The sequence below is a fragment of the Subtercola vilae genome (genome assembly GCF_004923255.1).
In the GTDB taxonomy this organism is placed as follows: Bacteria; Actinomycetota; Actinomycetes; order Actinomycetales; family Microbacteriaceae; genus Subtercola; species Subtercola vilae.
Window position 1 is genome coordinate 36,509 of sequence record NZ_QYRT01000013.1, and the last position, 15,932, is coordinate 52,440.

The following is a 15,932-nucleotide window of genomic DNA, read 5'->3' on the forward strand; positions in this document are numbered from 1 at the left end:
ATGTCGAGTGCGAACCTGCCGAGCCCTGCGTTGCCGAGCCCTGCGTTGCCGAGCCCTGCGTTGCCGAGCGCCGCGCTGCCGAACGTCGCAATAGCGGGCCTCGCCATCGAGTCGAGCACGTTCTCGCCGGCGCGAACCGATGCCGCCGCCTTCCGGCCGCGGCGGGGTGCCGAGGTGCTCGAGGAGTACCCCTTCCTCGCGCCAGGCACCCCCCTTCGCCGGGCCGCCAACTGGCTTCCGGCCCTCACCGGCAGGGCTCTGCCCGGCGGCATGGTCACCGCGGCTGCGTTCGATGAGCTCGCCGGCGAGATCGTCGAACGTCTCTCGGTCATGCCTTCGCTCGACGGCCTCTACTTCGACATTCACGGGGCGATGAGCGTCGAAGGCCTCGATGACCCCGAAGCCGTTCTGCTCGAGCGCATTCGCGCGGTGATCGGCCCCGCCGCGGTGGTCTCTGCCTCGATGGATCTGCATGGCAATGTGTCGCGGCGGCTCGTTGAGCTCGTAGACCTGATCACCTGCGACCGCACCGCCCCCCATGTCGACACCGAAGAGACGCGCGAGCGAGCGGTCGGCAATCTCGTTCGGCAGCTCGGGTCGGGTGGCCCGAAGCCGTTCAAGGCGTGGGTTCCCCTGCCGCTGTTGCTGCCGGGGGAGAAGACTTCGACGCGCCTCGACCCGGCGAAGAGTGTCTACGCCCTGGTGCCAGAGGTCGAAGCGACCGACGGTGTGCTCGATGCGGCCGTGTGGGTGGGCTATGCCTGGGCCGACGAGCCGCGCAACCGGGCGGCGGTGGTCGTCACCGGCAGAGATGCCGCAGCCGTGGCGGCTGGAGCGGAACGCCTGGCCGCCGCCTTCTGGAAGGCCAGGGCCGACTTCGAATTCGTCGCAGCCACCGACACGTTCGCAGGGGCGCTCGACACGGCGCTCGCGAGCGATCGTCGCCCGTTCTTGATCAGCGATTCCGGTGACAACCCCACCGCGGGCGGCGCCGGCGACGTGTCGTGGGGGCTGCGGGAATTGCTCGCACGGCCTGAATTCAGGTCGGCTGACGCACCGAGTGTCATCTACGCCTCCCTTCCGGCCCCCGATGCCGTAGCTGAGGCCGTGCGGGCAGGGGTGGGCGCTACGGTCACCGTCTCTGCGGGAGCCGAGGTCGACCGCCGCCACGCGGGGCCGGTCACCTTCGAGGGGGTTGTGCACAGCATCCGGCACGGCGACCCGAATGCGGTCACCGAGGTGGTCATTCGAACCGGCAGCGTGTTCGTCATACTGACCGGGCTGCGCAAGCCATATCACCTCGAACGTGACTTCACCGAGCTGAACCTCGACCCGCGTTCGAGTGCCATCGTCATCGTCAAGATCGGCTATCTCGAACCGCAGCTGTTCGATTTGTCAGAGGGGTGGGTGCTCGCCCTCACCCCGGGCGGCGTCGACCAAGACATCGCACGACTCGGTCACCGCCGGGTCGAGCGGCCCATCTACCCGTTCGATGCCGACATGCCCGAGCCTGATCTCGGCGCGCGGCTCATCGGTGAGGCAGAGTGAGCCGCCCTGCTGCTCTCAGCTGCCGAGCAGTCGCACCAGACGGGCACTGTCGCGCGGAACGACGGCATTGATTCCGTCGCCGATGCGGTAGCTCAGCAGCCCTTCGGCCAATGCAGCCGAGCGGGCCTGAAACTCGGCCAAGGGCAGGTCGACCGCGGTATCGACGGCTCCGTTCAACCAGAGCCGGGCATCGGCGGGGGTGAGAACAGAGGGCCACTCGCGCGACTGCGCCCCCGGGCGTTCGCCCGTGAGCAGTGCCACCGTCAGAATGGCGCGCCCATTCACGACGCGGGTCGTGAAGACGCCCATTGCCGAGAGAATCGGTTCGGTTCCGTGAACGTAGCGCGGTTCGGCGACTGCGCCCGAGCGCTGCCACGCGTAGAAACCGTTCAGCGGCACGAGACAGCGCTGGCGGGCGAGCGCGGCCGCGAACAGCCCGTTGTTGCCCACGCGGTCGACGCCGATGGCATACACCGGCTTCAGCTCGCCGGTATTCCACGCGGGCGAAAGCCCCCAGCTCGCCGTCTCGAGAGTGAGCGTTCGAAGCCCGTGCTCGAGGCGCTGCCGAACAACGACGATTTTTCTGTTGGCGGCGAAATGATACGACGGCCCCCACCCAGAAGTACGGCTGGTCGCGGCGCCGTAGAACTCGCTGATCTCTGCGGCGGTGTGGGCGAGTGCGAATGCGGTGCGCACGCTATTTCTTCCGTGATACCCGTGGTGGCGGGGTCAGCGTCTGAAACACGAGGGGATAACTGCGGCTGCGGCTGCAGAATCGGGCATAATGGCCATTCGTTTCTATGAAAGCTGTCGCGCTATCGCTCAGCACTGGTGCATACGTGGGAAATCGATCACATCATACACGCCGTATGACGAGTGCGTGAGAGAGGTCTAAGTGGTCGAAAAACGCGTGAATCCGCGGGTCGAACGCACAAAGACACGTGTTCTCGAGGTGGCGCACGAGCTGCTCGACGAGCTTGGCCCAGCGGGGCTGACCTACACCTCTCTTGCGAGCCGCAGCGGCGTGACCCGCCAGACGATCTACCAGCACTGGCCTGAGCGCGACGCACTGCTCGCCGATGTCATTCTCACCGGCCCTGACGTCGGGTATCCGGTGGCGGGCCCGGATGCGCGCATCATCGTCATCGACTTCCTGGCCAGTCTGCGTGATGACGCAGCGGGCCGATCTGAACGAACAAAGCCAATGCCCAGCAGAATGAGCACTCCGCCGGCCAATTGCGCCGGCGTGAGCTGTTCGCCGAGCAGCAGCCACGCGTAGAAGGTCGCTGCCACGACTTCGAGCAGCCCCACGAATGAGGCCAGTCGCGAACCGAGAATCTCGCTCGCCGAAATACTCGCGGCATACGCCACGGCGGTGCTCACCACACCCACCACGACGAGGGGCAACCACCACGGGCTCTGGGCGCCGAACATGCTCACGTCGGTGAATGTCAGGGTGAAGGGCACCAGCCCGGTGAGGCCTACCGCGCCCAGAAGCATGCCGCCGAGCAGCAGCCCGAACCCCGCGAAGGCGACCGCGGGCAGCCCGTCACTCGGGCGGGCGGCGACCACGTAGTAGAGAGCGCAGCCGACCATGGCGATGAGGGCGAGGATGATTCCCAGGGCATCCACCCCGCCCGCGCCGGTGGGCGACACCACCAGCACCAGGCCGATCAGCGCCACGGCAGACCCGATGAGCACTGCCGGTTTCGGTCGGCGGCGGGAGATCGCCCACACACTCGCCACCAAGAGGAGCGGTGCCATGTATTCGATCAGAATGCCCGTACCCACCGGAATGCGCTGAATGGCACCGAAGTAGGCCAACTGTGTTCCGGCCACACCGACGGCCGCCATGGCGAGTACACGCCACCGGGCGCGCCAGAGCGCCGACCACCGACCGCGAAGCGAGTATGCCGCCACCGGCATGAGTACCACGCCGCCGACGAGAGCACGAATGGTGACGGCAGCAGCCGGGCTCCAGCCCGCCTCGAGTAGCGGCTTCACCAGCGCGCCAGACGTGCCGAAGGTGGCGGCGGCGATCACAGCGATGACCAGACCGGTCGACGTCGACGGGTTCTTCACGGGCACTCCTGACCATTCTCGGGGTGTGGCTCCGGTTTGTTGCAGAGCGGTGCGGGCCGCTCTTGCGGGCCCTTCGAGATCGACGGTAGTCTCACGAGGAGTAAGGAGTCAATTTGCATTTTGCCCCTGACACCGAAGACACTCTGGCGTTCACCGTGGCGCTGGCCAATACGGTCGCCGGAGCTACGCGAACCGGCACCGACGAGCTGTCGAACGTGGCGCAGCTCTCGCTGCTGCTCAGCCGCTTCCAGTACTCGGGGCGCATCGATCACGACGAGCTCGAACTGGCCAATGTTCGACAGACCCGAGGCCGGCTCAGGAGCGTCTGGATGCTCGAGCGAGACCTCGCCGTCACCGAGGTCAATGCAATGCTCTCTGACGCGGGGGCTTTGCCGCACCTGGTTCGCCACGACGACTCCGACTGGCACCTGCACGCCACCGACCCGGCTGCGCCCTTGGCAGAGCGCATTCGGGTCGAGGTCTCGCTGGCTCTGGTCGACGTGATCCGCACCGATGAGAACGGTCGGTTGCGAGCCTGCGCGGCGGATGACTGCGAAGGTATTCTCGTAGATCTCTCCCGCAACGGGTCGAAACGGTTCTGCAGCATCCGGTGCGGAAACCGAATGAACATGATCGCTTTTCGCGAACGCGCGCTTCTCGACTAACGCCACGCGGCGCACCTCCAGCGGTCATAGATAGCATGGCCCTCGAGAGTCAGTCGAAGAGAAAAAGAGAACCCATGTCTGTCGTCAAGATCAATGCCATCAGTGTTCCCGCACAGGCCGGTGCCGAGCTCGAGAAGCGCTTCGCGGCCCGCGCCCGCGCCGTCGACGGGTTCGCCGGCTTCGAGGGCTTCCAATTGCTTCGCCCGGTGAAAGGCGAATCGCGCTACTTCGTCGTGACCACGTGGGACACCGAAGAGAACTTTCAGGCCTGGCTCTCGAGCCAGTCGATGGCGACTCACGGCAGCGGTGCGACGGCCCCTGCAGGCCATGGCGCTGCCACTGCTGCCGGCAGCGCGCCTCACGCTGCGCCCGCGCACGAGGGCGGGTCGACCCCCGGCCACGGCGGCAGCGCCAAGCCCGTCGCGACCGGTGCAGAGCTCCTCGAGTTCGAGGTCGTCGACCTCTCCGCCGCCAGCTGACCGCAGCGCAGCGCTGCGCTGGCGCTAAAGTCGAGTTGACGCCACCGGAGGCCACCCATGACCGATCAGTCCGCCGACAACACTCGGTTCGCCGCCCTCGGTGACGAGTCGTTTGTTTTGCTCACCACGTTCCGGAAGACCGGCGTGCCGGTGTCGACACCGGTGTGGGTGGCCCGCGACGGCGACGCACTCCTCGTTATCACCCCCAGCGAGAGCGGCAAGGTCAAGCGGCTCCGCAACAGCGGCCGGGTGCAGCTACAGGCGTGCGGGCGGCGCGGAACGGCCAAGGCCGGCGCCCCGGTGGTCGACGGTGTGGCCGAGATCCTTCCCGACTCAGAGACCGCACGGCTGCGTGCGAACTTCCGAGGGAAGTACGGCTTTGAGTTTTCGATTGTGAACTTCATCGAACGGCTGGTCGCCCGACAGCAGAAGCCGCGCCTGATCGTGCGCATCACGGGCGGCGTTTGAGGCGACCAGCTACATCGCAGTCGCTCGATCGGGCAGCCACTCGTGCACCATGAATGCCCCAACCGTCGCTGCAACGGCCACGCATTCGGTGCCCAGCAGGGTGAGCCCCGCCGATCCGGTGTCGACGACGAACGCCGCTACGAAGCTCGCGGCCGCCGCGGCCAGCGCCGCGACGAAGCCAGCCATCAGCACCCGTATGCTCACGCGCCTCAACGTGGCACTGGCAGAACGGCCTGAGCCTGAACGGCCCCCGCCGCTGCCGCGCGCGCTTCGGCGGTCGGCGCCAAGTGGGAGTCGAACGAAGGTGGAGACCGCCAGCACGAGGGCAACGGCCCCCACAACATCGCTCAGCCGATGCCAGCCGAAGGCGAGCAGCTGCACGACAACGATGGAACTGATGACGGCCCCGGCGATGCTGGCTAGAGCTCGAAGCGCAGCGGGAAGCACCAGCAGCAGGGCGATGCAGACGGATACGTACGCTGTCATATGCCCGCTCGGGAATGTATTGTCTCCAGACGGTGACTGAAACATCGGGCGATCGAATACGACGTATTTCAGTATCTGCGTGAGCGCGTTCGACACGGCGATGACGAGCACGGCTGCAACTGCCCGGCCTCGCCGCCTTCGAAACAGCGCGATTCCCGTGATGAAAGCGGCGGCGACGGCCAGGCCCGGAATCGACACGAGCTCGAGCAGCACCGTGGCGTTCTGTACGAGACCGGCGGCCGCGAGCGCTTTGTCTTCGAAGCTCTGGCCGGTACGGGTGAGCACCGCGAGCAGGTACACGCACAGTAGAACGGTTGTCGAGGCCAGTGGTATGAACAGCCGCATCGCTGTCGTCGAGGCGGCGGCGATGTGGGAGCTGCGGGCAGCATCAAAGGTGCGGGAGGGTGGGTCGGTGACGGGAGCGCGGCCGGCGGCCGCAGTGGTGGCAAGAGCAGTACTGGCGGAGACAGTGGTCGCGGAGACAGTGGTAGCCGACATGCTTACACGCTATGCAGTGAACCGGGGAGCGGGCCGAATGAACGCTCGGTGCCTCCTATGAAGCGTTCGTTGTCTGAAGCGCCCCTGTCGCTGGCCGCACAGTACACGCTCTTCGCTCGCTCGTCACGCCTTTGATTGGTGCGTTCGCCGGGCCTACAGTCGTGCTCTGAGCGACGAGGAGAAAGCGTGTCGACTGTGAGCAATGCCGCGAGCAACAGTACCGAAGGTGTCAAGAGCATGGTTTCGGCCCGTATGGACCGACTGCCATGGACCAGGTTTCACTGGTCGATCGTCGTCGGCCTCGGATTTTCGTGGGTGCTCGACGGGCTCGAGATTCAAATCGTGGCCTCGGCCGGTTTTCAGAAGGAACTGCACATGTCGGCCGCCGAGGTGGGCCTCGCCGGCACGATCTATCTGCTCGGCCAGATTGCGGGGGCGATCATCTTCGGGCGGCTCTCCGACAAGCTGGGCCGCAAGAAGCTCTTCATTCTCACCCTCGCCATCTACCTCGTGGCGAGCGCAGTGGCCGGGCTCTCGCCGAACATGTACTTCCTGTTCTTCTTCCGCTTCTTCGCCGGCATGGGTATCGGTGGTGAGTATGCGGCCATCAATTCGGCCATCGACGAGCTGATTCCCGCGCACTACCGGGGGCGCGTCGACATCGCCATCAACGGCACATACTGGGGAGGTGCTGCCCTCGGGTCGGCCGCCAACCTCTTTCTGCTGAACCCCGACATCTTCACCGAGAACATCGGCTGGCGCATCGGCTTCTTCATCGGCCCGGTGCTGGGCCTTGCCATCATCTATCTGCGCCGGCACATCCCCGAGAGCCCACGCTGGTTGATGACCCACGGTCGAGAGAAAGAGGCCGAAGCGACGGTCGATGACATCGAGGGTCGCGTCGAGCGCGAGGGCGGTGTGCTGACGCCCGTCGACCCGAAACTCGCGATAACGGTGAAGGCTACGGCGAGCATCCCGTTTCGGCAGATTCTGCACATTCTGTTCAAGCAGTACCCGAAGCGCACCCTCGTGGGTGCCACCATGATGGTCACCCAGTCGTTTCTGTACAACGCCATCTTCTTTACCTATGCGCTGGTCTTGCAGAACTTCTATGGCACGAGCCCGAGTTCGACGCAGTACTTCTTCTTTCCGTTCGCCCTCGGCAACCTGCTCGGGCCGCTGCTGCTCGGTCATCTCTTCGATGTGTGGGGTCGGCGGCGCATGATCTTTCTCACCTATGGCATCTCGGGCGTCGTGCTCGCGGTGTCGGCCATTCTGTTCAGTGCTGGCACGCTGAACGCCGCCACGCAGACGATCTTCTGGTGCGTCTCGTTCTTCTTCGCCTCAGCCGGTGCCTCGAGCGCCTACCTGACGGTCAGCGAGATCTTCCCGCTTGAAATCAGAAGCCAGGCCATCTCGTACTTCTTCGCCCTCGGCCAGATCGCCGGTGCCGGCGCGCCGCTGCTCTACGGCATTCTGATCGGTGACGGTTCAGACCGCGGCCCGCTCACCTTCGGCTATTTTCTGGGGGCCGGCATCATGATCGTGGGCGGTATCGTCGCACTCGTCTTCGGTGTGGATGCTGAACGGCGCTCACTCGAATCGATCACTCGGCCGCTCTCTGTTGTTGACGCCCCGAAGTGAGTGTGGAATCGGCTATCTGACTGAGCAGCACCTCTTTCACGGTGAGCCCGTAGGCGTTCTTCAGGGCCCGGCCGAGCTCACGTACACTCGAGAAACCCGCCTGCTCGGCGACCTCGGCGCTGGTGCGGTGGTTCTCGGCCGGCGATTGCATGCCAAGCATTGCCATCATGATGCGACGGTCTCGAATGGCGTCGGTGGGCGTCGTTCCCACGCTCGTCGAGACGAAGTTCTTCTCCAACTGGCGAAGCGAAATGTCGAGCTGAGTAGCCAGCGAATGGGCGCGAAAGCTGGTGTCGGCAGAACCGAGGGCGATCAGAGACTCTGCTTGAGCGCGCAGACCGAGGTCATGTTGGTTTGCGCGCAGATGGTAGTTCTCGTCTTCGAGAAACAGTGCGCCGACGAGCTGTGCCACCACGCTGGCGGTGGGTTCGGCCGGTATCGAGTGGTTTTGCACGATGTCGATCAGGGCGCTCAGAAACGAGAGGATGGGCGAGCGCCTCGCCGTGGAGTACGCAAAGCTGCCGAACGTGTTCGCCAGCACCACATTCTGTTCGGTGAGCCGCGTGCGCGGGATCGAGACAATGGTCAGATGGGTGTCGACGGTCGAAGCGACACGTACCTCTGCCTCACCCGTGAAGTAGGCGACCGAGCCTTCGAGGAAGCGCAGCTGACGGCCTGCATGGTGAACCGTGAAGTCACCGCTTCGCACGAATGCCGCGGTCACCGTATCGGGGCCGGCATCGGGAACCAGTGTGATGGCAGAGGTGAAGGCGGTCTGAACGCAGTCGACGAGAGTGACGTCGTCGAAGCTCCAGCGAGCGCCGGTCATCGAGAACGCTGCCGGGTCTGTAGCCGGAGTCACGGTAGCAGGAAGGCGGCCGATGCCGATGGCGCCTTTCAAGACGAACGAAGATCGCCTACTGCTGCCGGTCATTTTCGCGCTCGCTTCGAGAGTTTGCGGTGACCGGGGTCTTGGGCTACCTGGATTCGTCTTTCACCGTAGCTCGTTTTCGACCGCATGCGGTCACGATCTGAGAATGGGGTTGATTGTGCCCTCAGCCAACGAGCGGCTTCTCGCCGTGGGCAGCCCCGCTCTGGCCGCATCACCGCCACCGGCCAAGCCCATCCAGCTGCCAGCAGTCAGCTGCTCACTTCGGGCGCAGCCGCGAGGAGGGCTCGGGTGTAGTCGGCCGTCGGAGCTGAGAAGACCGTCTCGGTGGGGCCACTTTCGAGAACGCGCCCGTCTTTCATGACGAGAACATCGTCGCTGGCGTGCCGAACCACGCCGAGGTCGTGGGTGATGAAGAGGTAGCTGAGCCCGAGGGTCGACTGCAGGTCATCGAGCAGGTCGAGAATCTGGGCCTGCACCGAGACGTCGAGACTCGAGACCGGCTCGTCGCACACGATGATCGCCGGGCGCGCGGCAATGGCGCGGGCGATGGCCACCCGCTGCTGCTGGCCGCCCGACAAGAACCTCGGCCGACGGGTGGCCGTGGCTTGGGGCAGGTGCACCGCGTCGAGCAGGCCCGCCAGGTCGGTGCGCCACGGGTTGTCACCACCGGCCGCTCTGCTGGCTGGCGTGCGGGTTGCTGTCTCGACAGCAGCCGCTTCGCCCACACCCGCACCGACCCTGAGGGCGTCGCCCAGAATCTGACCCGCCGTCAGCCTCGGGTCGAACGAACTCAGCGCGTCTTGGTAGATCGCTCCGATCAACGGGCGTCGGCTGCGGCGCTGCCCCTCGGGGGAGGTGCTCCACTCTTCGCCGAAGAGTCGAACCTCTCCGGCATCCGGATGCTCCAGAGCGAGTACCAGCCTCGCCAGCGTGGTTTTGCCCGACCCCGACTCGCCGACGATGCCGAGGGTCTCGCCGCGGCCCAGCGTGAAGCTGACGCTGTCGACGGCCTGCCGTTCGCCGAACCGACGGCTGAGGCCTCTGGCTTCGAGCACGATCTCGCGCGGTGGCGCTGTGGGTTCGGCTACGGGCGGGGTGTAGACGGGCAGAGCGACGGGCAGAGCGACGGGCAGGGCAGAGGGGGAGAGGCGGCGGCCGCGAGGCTGGCTGGTGGGCACCGCCGCCACCAGGCGGCGGGTGTACGGGTGCTGTGGGGCATCCAGAACCCGGCGGGTGGGGCCGAACTCGACGAGTGAACCGGCTTGCATGACAGCGACGCGCGAGGCGAGCCGGCTCACGACGGCAAGGTCGTGGCTGATGAGCAGAATGGCCGTGCCCTCGCTCTGCAGATGGTGAAGCAGGTCGAGGATCCCGGCCTGTACGGTGCTGTCGAGCGCGGTCGTCGGCTCGTCGGCGATGAGCAGTCGGGGGCCCAGGGCGATGGCGGAGGCGATCAGCGCGCGCTGGCGAAGGCCGCCCGAGAGCTCGTAGGGGCGCTGCCCCGCCCGCAGTTCGGGCTCGGGCATACCGACAGCCGTGAGCAGCTCGATGACGCGGGCCGCACGTTCGGCGGCTGACGCACGCGTGTGCAGCCGCAGGGTGTCGGCGATCTCACGGCCGACCGGCCGCAGCGGATCGAGCCCCACGAGCGCGGCCTGCGGAATGTAGCCGATGCCCCCCGCGCTGCCGCGGAGCGCTCGCCAGCGGCTTCGCGAGAGACCGCGCAGATCGGTGTCACCGAACCGCAGCATGTCGGCGTCGACGCAGGCACCGCTCGCGAGCCCGAGCAGCGCCCGCGCCGTGACGCTCTTGCCCGAACCCGATTCCCCCACCAGCCCTACGCACTCGCCCGGCTCGATGTCGAACGAGATGCCGGCGACGGCCGGTGTCTCCTGCCGGGCGAACCGCACGGTGAGAGCGCCCACCTCGACCAGCGGTCGCACCATCTGCGGGCTCACGACCGGTGAGCCCGCCACCCGCGGGCTCACGATGAGCGCTTCCGCTGCTGCAGGGCACGCCCGAGCAGCGTCGTCGCGGCGGCGCTCAGCACGATGAAGAGACCGGGAAAGAATGTCATCCACCAGAACGACGAGATGTAGGTGCGGCCCGCTGACAGCATGGCGCCCCACTCGGGTGCGGGAGGCACCGCGCCAAGCCCCAGATAGCTGAGCGAGGCAGCCCACACGATCGACTGCCCGATGCCCAGGGTTGCGATGACGAACAGTGCGCCGGCGACGTTCGGCAACAGGTGGCGCACCAGACGTGACGCGGGGCCGTGCCCGAGCACGGTAGCGGCCTCGATGTAGGGCGCTGCCCTCACCTGCCGCACCTGGCTGCGGATGAGCCGGGCATATCCCGGTGCTGTCGAGAGCCCCACCGCGATGGTCGACGTGACCACCCCCGGCCCGTAGATCACAATGAAGAGCAACGCCAGCAGCAGCCCAGGAAAAGCGAACAGCACTTCGAGCAGCCGGGTCGTCGAGAAGTCGAGCCAGCGCGGCCCGAGGCCCGCCAGCAGCCCGAACACCAACCCCAGTCCGATACCGATGGCCGTGGCAGTGAGCCCGATGGTCACGGATGCCCGGGCACCGTGTATCACCCGTGTGAAGATGTCGCGCCCCGATTCGTCGGTGCCGAAGAGGTGGTTGGCCGATGGCGGCTGAAAGCTCTGCAGCGGGTTGATGCCGAGCGGATCACCCGGAGCGATCAGCCCCGGCGCCACCGCCGCCACGACCAGCAGCAGAATGACGGCGCCGGCGAGCACTTCGGCCACGCTCACACCGCGGGCGAGACGGTGGCCGCGACGATGCCTCCGTTGGCTGCTGCGCTGCCGGCCGCGCTGGGCGGCAGGCGGCTCTGTCAGGCTCGGCGAGATGATCATCGCGACACCGCCCGAGCGGCCAGCCGGGGGTCGATGAGTCGCTCGGCAAGGTCGGTCGCGGTCGTGACGAGCATGTAGCCGAGCGCCACGACGATGACGACACCCACCACGAGGGGAACATCGCGCCCCTGTACCGCCTGCAGCAGGCTGCGACCAAGGCCCGGCCGGGCGAAGATGGTCTCGACCACCACCGCGCCGCTGAGAAGCGAACCGAACGCCCAGCCGGCCAGGCCGATCGCAGGAATCGCGGAGTGCCGCAGCGCGTGCCTCCAGAAGACGCCGTTCTCGTTCTCGCCACGGGCGCGGGCCGAGAGCGCGAACGGCGACGACATCGCATCGAGCAGCGCCTCGCGCATCACCTGGCCGAGAAACCCGGCGAGGGGAACGGCGAGAGTCAACGCCGGCAGAATGAGCCCGCTGGGGCCTGGCACGCTCACCGGGGGCAGCCAGCCGAGCGCTGTGCTGAACAGCACGATGCCGAGAATGGCCAGCCAGAAGTGTGGCACGGCCGCGGCCACCACCTCGAGAAACGAGGCAACGGCCGAGGCGGCACGGCCGCCCCGCACAGACCAGGCGGCCACTGCAAGAGCGATGACGACAGCCACGCTCAGTGCAACCACGGCCAGGCCGAGCGTGGGTGGCAGTGTGTCGGCGATCACGCTGGCCACGCTCTGGTGCAGGGCGTACGAGCGACCGAGGTCGAGGCTGGCGAGTCGCCCGAGAAAACGGAGGTACTGCAGAAGAAGCGGCTGGTCGAGGCCGTACTCGGCCCGGGCATCCGCCAGTGCGTCGGCACTCGCCTCTGAACCGGGACCCCCGACGATGGCTTCGGCGGGGTCGCCCGGGATGAGCCGGATAGCGAAGAACGTGACCGTCGACACCGCCCAGAGCACAAAGACCACGCCGCCCAGGCGCAGCAGCAGCCAGCGCAGCAGGGGAGCGGCGGGTGTCATGCTCCGACCGTAGCGCGGCAGAGCGCCTACTTCTGTAACCACGTGTCGTAGAGAGTGGGGGTCGAGACCGTGGGCATCGCCCGCAGACCCTTCACGACCGAGCGCTGCAGGTAGCCGTTCTGCTGGTCGTACAGCGGCAGAATGTAGAACCCTTCGAGCACGATCTTCTGCGCCTGCGTGTAGAGCGAGGCGCGTTCGGTGGCATCAGAACTTTGGCTGGCACGGGTGAGAAGGTCGTCGAGCGTGGGGTTCGTGACCTGCGCGTGGTTGGCGAAGTAGCCGCTGGGTGCGGGCTTCGTGCTGGCCGAGTCGAAGAGGGTTCGCAGCACGTCTGGGCCGACCTTCGTGTAGGGCGCGCTCACAAGGTTGTAGCTGTTGGAACCGAGCGCTCCGTACCAGCTCGAGAGGTCGAGCGGCTCGAGGTCGACTTTGAAGCCGGCTTGCTTAGAGGTGGCCTGCAGCTGTTCGAACAGTGACTGCTCGGCGGGAATCGACTGGTTGGTGCTGACCGGAAACTTCAGTTCGAGCACCTGGCCGTTCTTCACGCGGTAGCCGTCGGTGTTGCGGTCGGTCCAGCCGGCCTTGTCGAGCAGTGTGGCGGCGGCAGCCTGGTCGTACCCGAAGATACCGGGCTCGGAGTAGCCCAGGGGCTCGATGCTCGACAGCGCCGAGTACGAGCGGGTTGCGGTGCCGAAGAACAGGCTCGTCACGGCGTCGTTCACATCGGCCGACCGAATGAACGCTTCGCGCACGTTCGCGTCGTCGAACGGCGCGATCGACGAGTTCAGTTCGATGCGGTCAGAGGCGCCCGGCCGCGGTGCGGAGAGATAGCTGAGGTCGCTCGACTTCTGCGCCTGAACGATGGTGTCGGGCTGCACATTGTCGATCACGTCGACTGTGCCGGCCTGCAGAGCTGCGTAGCGCGAGGCGGAGTCGGGCAGAAAGCGCCACTCGATGCTCTGCAGGTACGCCGGGCCCTGGTGGGCTGCGTCAGCGGGCGGGGAGTTGTAGGCGTCATTGCGGGTCAGCGTGATCGACTGCTGGCGGTTCCACGTGGTCACGGTGAACGGGCCGGTGCCGATCGGCGAGGCGCAGTTGTCGGCCTGCGAACGCTTCAGCGCGGTGGGGGACTCCATGGCGACCCATGGCATCGAGAGCGATTCGAGCAGGGCGCTGTCAGGCTGGCTGAGCGTGAAGTGGGCGGTGTGGGCATCCGGAGCGGTGACAGATGTGACCTTCGCCAGAGCGAGGTAGCCGGTCGACGAGGCCGTACTGGGGTTCTGCACGTGGGCGACGTTCGCGGCTACGGCTGCGGCGTCGAAGGGGGTGCCATCGGTGAAGGTCACATCGTTCTTGAGCGTGAAGTCCCAGCTCAGGCCATCGGCTGAGGTCGTCCACGCTGTGGCGAGCCACGGGATGATCTTGCCGGTCGAATCGCGGGAGACCAGCGATTCGAGGTACTGGGTGGCCACCAGCGCCTGCGGGTAATTGCCGCCCACGTGCGGGTCGAGGCAGGTGGGTTCGGCGTCTCCGGTCGCGTAGACGAGCGTGCCGCCCGCGACAGGGGTGCTGGTCGCGGTCGAAGCGGGGCTGGCGGTGCAGCCGGCCAGCACGGCGGTGACGGCTGCGGCGGCCAGGAGGGGCATGAAAAGGCGGTTCACTCGAAAACTTTCGTCGATGCTGCGATTGATGGACTCAGTCCACAATTACATCACGGCTGAGACGCGCCCCGGCCCCTGCCCGCCCTGTTCGCTCTGTTCGAGCAGGGCAGTGAGCGCGTCGAGGGCCGGCACCTGGCCCGTAACCAGCTTGCGAAGGGCATCAGCTCGGGCGACCCAGCGCGCGTCGTCGATTTCGGGAAACTGCTGCAGGCGGCCCGAGCCGCGCGGCCACTCCAGCTCGAAGGTGTTGCTTCGGGCGAACGCGATCGGCTGCTCGCAGCGGGCGGTGAACAGGCGAACGACCTTGCCCGAGCGCTGCCGAAAATCGCCGAGCAGAACGTAGGGCAGGGCGGGGGCATCCACCCCGATCTCCTCACGAAACTCGCGCCGCGCGGCCGCCAGAGGGTCTTCGATGGTGTACTCACCCTTCGGCGCCGACCACGCCGCAGCGTCTTTCTTCGCCCAGAACGGGCCGCCCATGTGCGCGATGAACACCTCGGTCGAATTCGCGTCGCCGCGATAGAGCAGGATGCCCGCGCTCGTCGTGCCCGCCATAGTGTGTTCCTCTCTCCCGTGTTTCGCAGGGTCGTTCGAATCAGCCCCGCTGCTCGAGAAACGTGCTCGCGCGCGCCGCCCGCGCAAGCAGCTTAGGCTGGGAACACGTCTTCTGAAGAGGGGTCTGCATGATCGTCGTCATCGCTTTCATCGCCAACATTCTGGTGGCCCTCGCCACACCGGTGGCCGCTGGCGGCCATCGGCGTGTTCACAGTGGGCGCCGTCATCTCGGTCATGCACGGGGTGCAGCAGCTGTTCGCCCCCGAACCGGCCAGTGACTTCGCGATCGCCTATGTCGTGCTGGGTGTCTCTGCGGTACTCGAGGGCGTCTCGCTGGTGCAGTCGCTCGTGGAGGTTCGCCGCACCAGCTGACGGGTGATGCGGCGTACGACTCGATCGGCTCGATTGAGACCGACGAGCGGGTCGAACAGACGGTACTCACCTTGTCGGTCGACGACGAGCCCTCGCTGGTGTTCGACCAGCTCACCGCTTGACGCCTGCTTCACCGGGTATCACGCGCCGGGAAGCACCACTCCGTCGCCCGAGCGGGCGTTGTACACGAGCGTCTCGGCTTCGCCGTAGCCCCGGAACACGGCCAGCGCCTCGTCTCGACCCACACCCTGCGTCACGGTGATGCCCCGAGCCTCGAACTGCTCGGCCCAGTCATCGCGCATCGGGCCCTCGTCGAAGCCGGTGAGGCGTTCGAGCTCGGGGCCAGAACCTGCAACGACGAGATGCCGGATGCCCGACCACATGGCCGAGCCGTAACACATGACGCACGGCCGCCAGTTCACCACCAGTTCGAGCTCACGGTCACGGTCGGCGCCGAGATCCCAACTGCCGGTCTCGACCTGCGCCAGGCTCAGCGCCATGACTTCGGCGTGGGCAGACGCGATGCCGCTCTGCAGCACGACGTTCACCCCGACTGAGATGATCTCGCCGGTGGCCCGGTCGGCCACCAGAGCCGCGAATGGCCCGCCATTGCCTTCTCGATAGTTTCGGTCGGCGAGCGCATTGACCAGGGCCATGCGTTCGCCGGCCGTACCGAGCTGGGTCGGCATGGCCGGCAGCTCGGTGACGAGCCAGGCGGGCAGTTCGAGGCTGAGGCGGGTTCTCATCG

Annotated in this window: 16 protein-coding genes and 1 pseudogene; 7 read left to right on the forward strand and 10 right to left on the reverse strand. The window is 66.6% G+C overall.

Features of this window, described 5'->3' with window-relative positions; translation table 11 throughout:
• The gene (locus tag D4765_RS08770; RefSeq protein WP_136641915.1) at nucleotides 1-1,548 is read left to right on the forward strand and encodes a M81 family metallopeptidase; all 1,548 of its coding nucleotides are present in this window, start codon (nucleotides 1-3) and stop codon (nucleotides 1,546-1,548) included.
• A 15-nt stretch (nucleotides 1,549-1,563) separates the two neighbouring features.
• Here D4765_RS08770 and D4765_RS08775 read toward each other — a convergent pair whose 3' ends face one another.
• Entirely contained in the window at nucleotides 1,564-2,244 is a 681-nt protein-coding gene (locus D4765_RS08775) for an SOS response-associated peptidase family protein (protein ID WP_136641916.1), read from the reverse strand.
• A gap of 256 nt (nucleotides 2,245-2,500) precedes the next feature.
• Here D4765_RS08775 and D4765_RS20130 point away from each other — a divergent pair.
• A pseudogene (locus tag D4765_RS20130) lies at nucleotides 2,501-2,569 on the forward strand (hypothetical protein); the annotation flags it as partial.
• 20 nt (nucleotides 2,570-2,589) lie between these two features.
• Here the strand turns inward: D4765_RS20130 and D4765_RS08785 are convergent.
• A complete protein-coding gene (locus D4765_RS08785) occupies nucleotides 2,590-3,630 on the reverse strand; it encodes an EamA family transporter (RefSeq protein WP_136641918.1) in 1,041 nt (346 codons plus the stop codon).
• A gap of 113 nt (nucleotides 3,631-3,743) precedes the next feature.
• Between D4765_RS08785 and D4765_RS08790 the strand changes: the two genes are divergently transcribed.
• From D4765_RS08790 to D4765_RS08800, 3 genes are all read left to right on the forward strand, one after another.
• Nucleotides 3,744-4,295 carry a CGNR zinc finger domain-containing protein gene (locus tag D4765_RS08790; RefSeq protein ID WP_136641919.1) on the forward strand — a complete coding sequence of 184 codons (552 nt, stop codon included), beginning with the start codon at nucleotides 3,744-3,746 and terminating at the stop codon, nucleotides 4,293-4,295.
• 74 nt (nucleotides 4,296-4,369) lie between these two features.
• Complete coding sequence (locus tag D4765_RS08795; protein ID WP_136641920.1) at nucleotides 4,370-4,774, forward strand: antibiotic biosynthesis monooxygenase family protein; 405 nt, start codon at nucleotides 4,370-4,372, stop codon at nucleotides 4,772-4,774.
• A gap of 57 nt (nucleotides 4,775-4,831) precedes the next feature.
• Nucleotides 4,832-5,242, forward strand: a complete 411-nt coding sequence (locus D4765_RS08800) for a PPOX class F420-dependent oxidoreductase (protein WP_136641921.1) — start codon at nucleotides 4,832-4,834, stop codon at nucleotides 5,240-5,242.
• 9 nt (nucleotides 5,243-5,251) lie between these two features.
• Here D4765_RS08800 and D4765_RS08805 read toward each other — a convergent pair whose 3' ends face one another.
• Complete coding sequence (locus tag D4765_RS08805; RefSeq protein WP_136641922.1) at nucleotides 5,252-6,226, reverse strand: phosphatase PAP2 family protein; 975 nt, start codon at nucleotides 6,224-6,226, stop codon at nucleotides 5,252-5,254.
• A gap of 186 nt (nucleotides 6,227-6,412) precedes the next feature.
• Between D4765_RS08805 and D4765_RS08810 the strand changes: the two genes are divergently transcribed.
• The gene (locus D4765_RS08810; protein WP_338054631.1) at nucleotides 6,413-7,870 is read left to right on the forward strand and encodes an MFS transporter; all 1,458 of its coding nucleotides are present in this window, start codon (nucleotides 6,413-6,415) and stop codon (nucleotides 7,868-7,870) included.
• Here D4765_RS08810 and D4765_RS08815 read toward each other — a convergent pair.
• The 6 genes from D4765_RS08815 to D4765_RS08840 all read right to left on the reverse strand — a co-directional run bounded on the left by D4765_RS08815 (nucleotide 7,833) and on the right by D4765_RS08840 (nucleotide 14,812).
• The gene (locus D4765_RS08815; RefSeq protein WP_136641923.1) at nucleotides 7,833-8,804 is read right to left on the reverse strand and encodes a helix-turn-helix domain-containing protein; all 972 of its coding nucleotides are present in this window, start codon (nucleotides 8,802-8,804) and stop codon (nucleotides 7,833-7,835) included. The genes D4765_RS08810 and D4765_RS08815 overlap by 38 nt on opposite strands.
• 206 nt (nucleotides 8,805-9,010) lie before the next feature.
• On the reverse strand, nucleotides 9,011-10,708 hold the full coding sequence (locus tag D4765_RS08820) for a dipeptide ABC transporter ATP-binding protein (protein WP_136641980.1): 1,698 nt from the start codon (nucleotides 10,706-10,708) through the stop codon (nucleotides 9,011-9,013).
• Between the two features lie 38 nt (nucleotides 10,709-10,746).
• Nucleotides 10,747-11,643 carry an ABC transporter permease gene (locus tag D4765_RS08825; protein WP_136641924.1) on the reverse strand — a complete coding sequence of 299 codons (897 nt, stop codon included), beginning with the start codon at nucleotides 11,641-11,643 and terminating at the stop codon, nucleotides 10,747-10,749.
• Nucleotides 11,640-12,596, reverse strand: a complete 957-nt coding sequence (locus D4765_RS08830; RefSeq protein ID WP_136641925.1) for an ABC transporter permease — start codon at nucleotides 12,594-12,596, stop codon at nucleotides 11,640-11,642. Before D4765_RS08830 ends, D4765_RS08825 begins: the two co-directional genes overlap by 4 nt.
• Before the next feature lie 26 nt (nucleotides 12,597-12,622).
• On the reverse strand, nucleotides 12,623-14,242 hold the full coding sequence (locus D4765_RS08835; RefSeq protein WP_136641981.1) for an ABC transporter substrate-binding protein: 1,620 nt from the start codon (nucleotides 14,240-14,242) through the stop codon (nucleotides 12,623-12,625).
• A 60-nt stretch (nucleotides 14,243-14,302) separates the two neighbouring features.
• Nucleotides 14,303-14,812 (reverse strand): NUDIX hydrolase, encoded by a 510-nt coding sequence (locus D4765_RS08840; RefSeq protein WP_136641926.1) that lies wholly within the window; start codon nucleotides 14,810-14,812, stop codon nucleotides 14,303-14,305.
• A gap of 204 nt (nucleotides 14,813-15,016) precedes the next feature.
• Between D4765_RS08840 and D4765_RS19185 the strand changes: the two genes are divergently transcribed.
• Nucleotides 15,017-15,184, forward strand: coding sequence for a hypothetical protein (locus tag D4765_RS19185; RefSeq protein ID WP_161580400.1), 168 nt, complete (start codon nucleotides 15,017-15,019; stop codon nucleotides 15,182-15,184).
• A 140-nt stretch (nucleotides 15,185-15,324) separates the two neighbouring features.
• On the opposite strand, the gene D4765_RS08845 is transcribed toward D4765_RS19185, so the two are convergent.
• Nucleotides 15,325-15,930, reverse strand: coding sequence for a nucleoside deaminase (locus tag D4765_RS08845; protein ID WP_136641927.1), 606 nt, complete (start codon nucleotides 15,928-15,930; stop codon nucleotides 15,325-15,327).
• Between the last annotated feature and the right edge of the window lie 2 nt (nucleotides 15,931-15,932).

Coding starts and splice junctions, on each gene's coding strand:
- D4765_RS08770 (WP_136641915.1), top strand. CDS start 1: ATGTCGAGTGCGAACCTGCCGAGCCCTGCGTTGCCGAGCCCTGCGTTG.
- D4765_RS08795 (WP_136641920.1), top strand. CDS start 4,370: ATGTCTGTCGTCAAGATCAATGCCATCAGTGTTCCCGCACAGGCCGGT.
- D4765_RS08800 (WP_136641921.1), top strand. CDS start 4,832: ATGACCGATCAGTCCGCCGACAACACTCGGTTCGCCGCCCTCGGTGAC.
- D4765_RS08805 (WP_136641922.1), bottom strand. CDS start 6,226: ATGTCGGCTACCACTGTCTCCGCGACCACTGTCTCCGCCAGTACTGCT.
- D4765_RS08815 (WP_136641923.1), bottom strand. CDS start 8,804: ATGACCGGCAGCAGTAGGCGATCTTCGTTCGTCTTGAAAGGCGCCATC.
- D4765_RS08820 (WP_136641980.1), bottom strand. CDS start 10,708: ATGGTGCGACCGCTGGTCGAGGTGGGCGCTCTCACCGTGCGGTTCGCC.
- D4765_RS08825 (WP_136641924.1), bottom strand. CDS start 11,643: ATGATCATCTCGCCGAGCCTGACAGAGCCGCCTGCCGCCCAGCGCGGC.
- D4765_RS08830 (WP_136641925.1), bottom strand. CDS start 12,596: ATGACACCCGCCGCTCCCCTGCTGCGCTGGCTGCTGCTGCGCCTGGGC.
- D4765_RS08835 (WP_136641981.1), bottom strand. CDS start 14,242: ATGCCCCTCCTGGCCGCCGCAGCCGTCACCGCCGTGCTGGCCGGCTGC.
- D4765_RS08840 (WP_136641926.1), bottom strand. CDS start 14,812: ATGGCGGGCACGACGAGCGCGGGCATCCTGCTCTATCGCGGCGACGCG.
- D4765_RS08845 (WP_136641927.1), bottom strand. CDS start 15,930: ATGAGAACCCGCCTCAGCCTCGAACTGCCCGCCTGGCTCGTCACCGAG.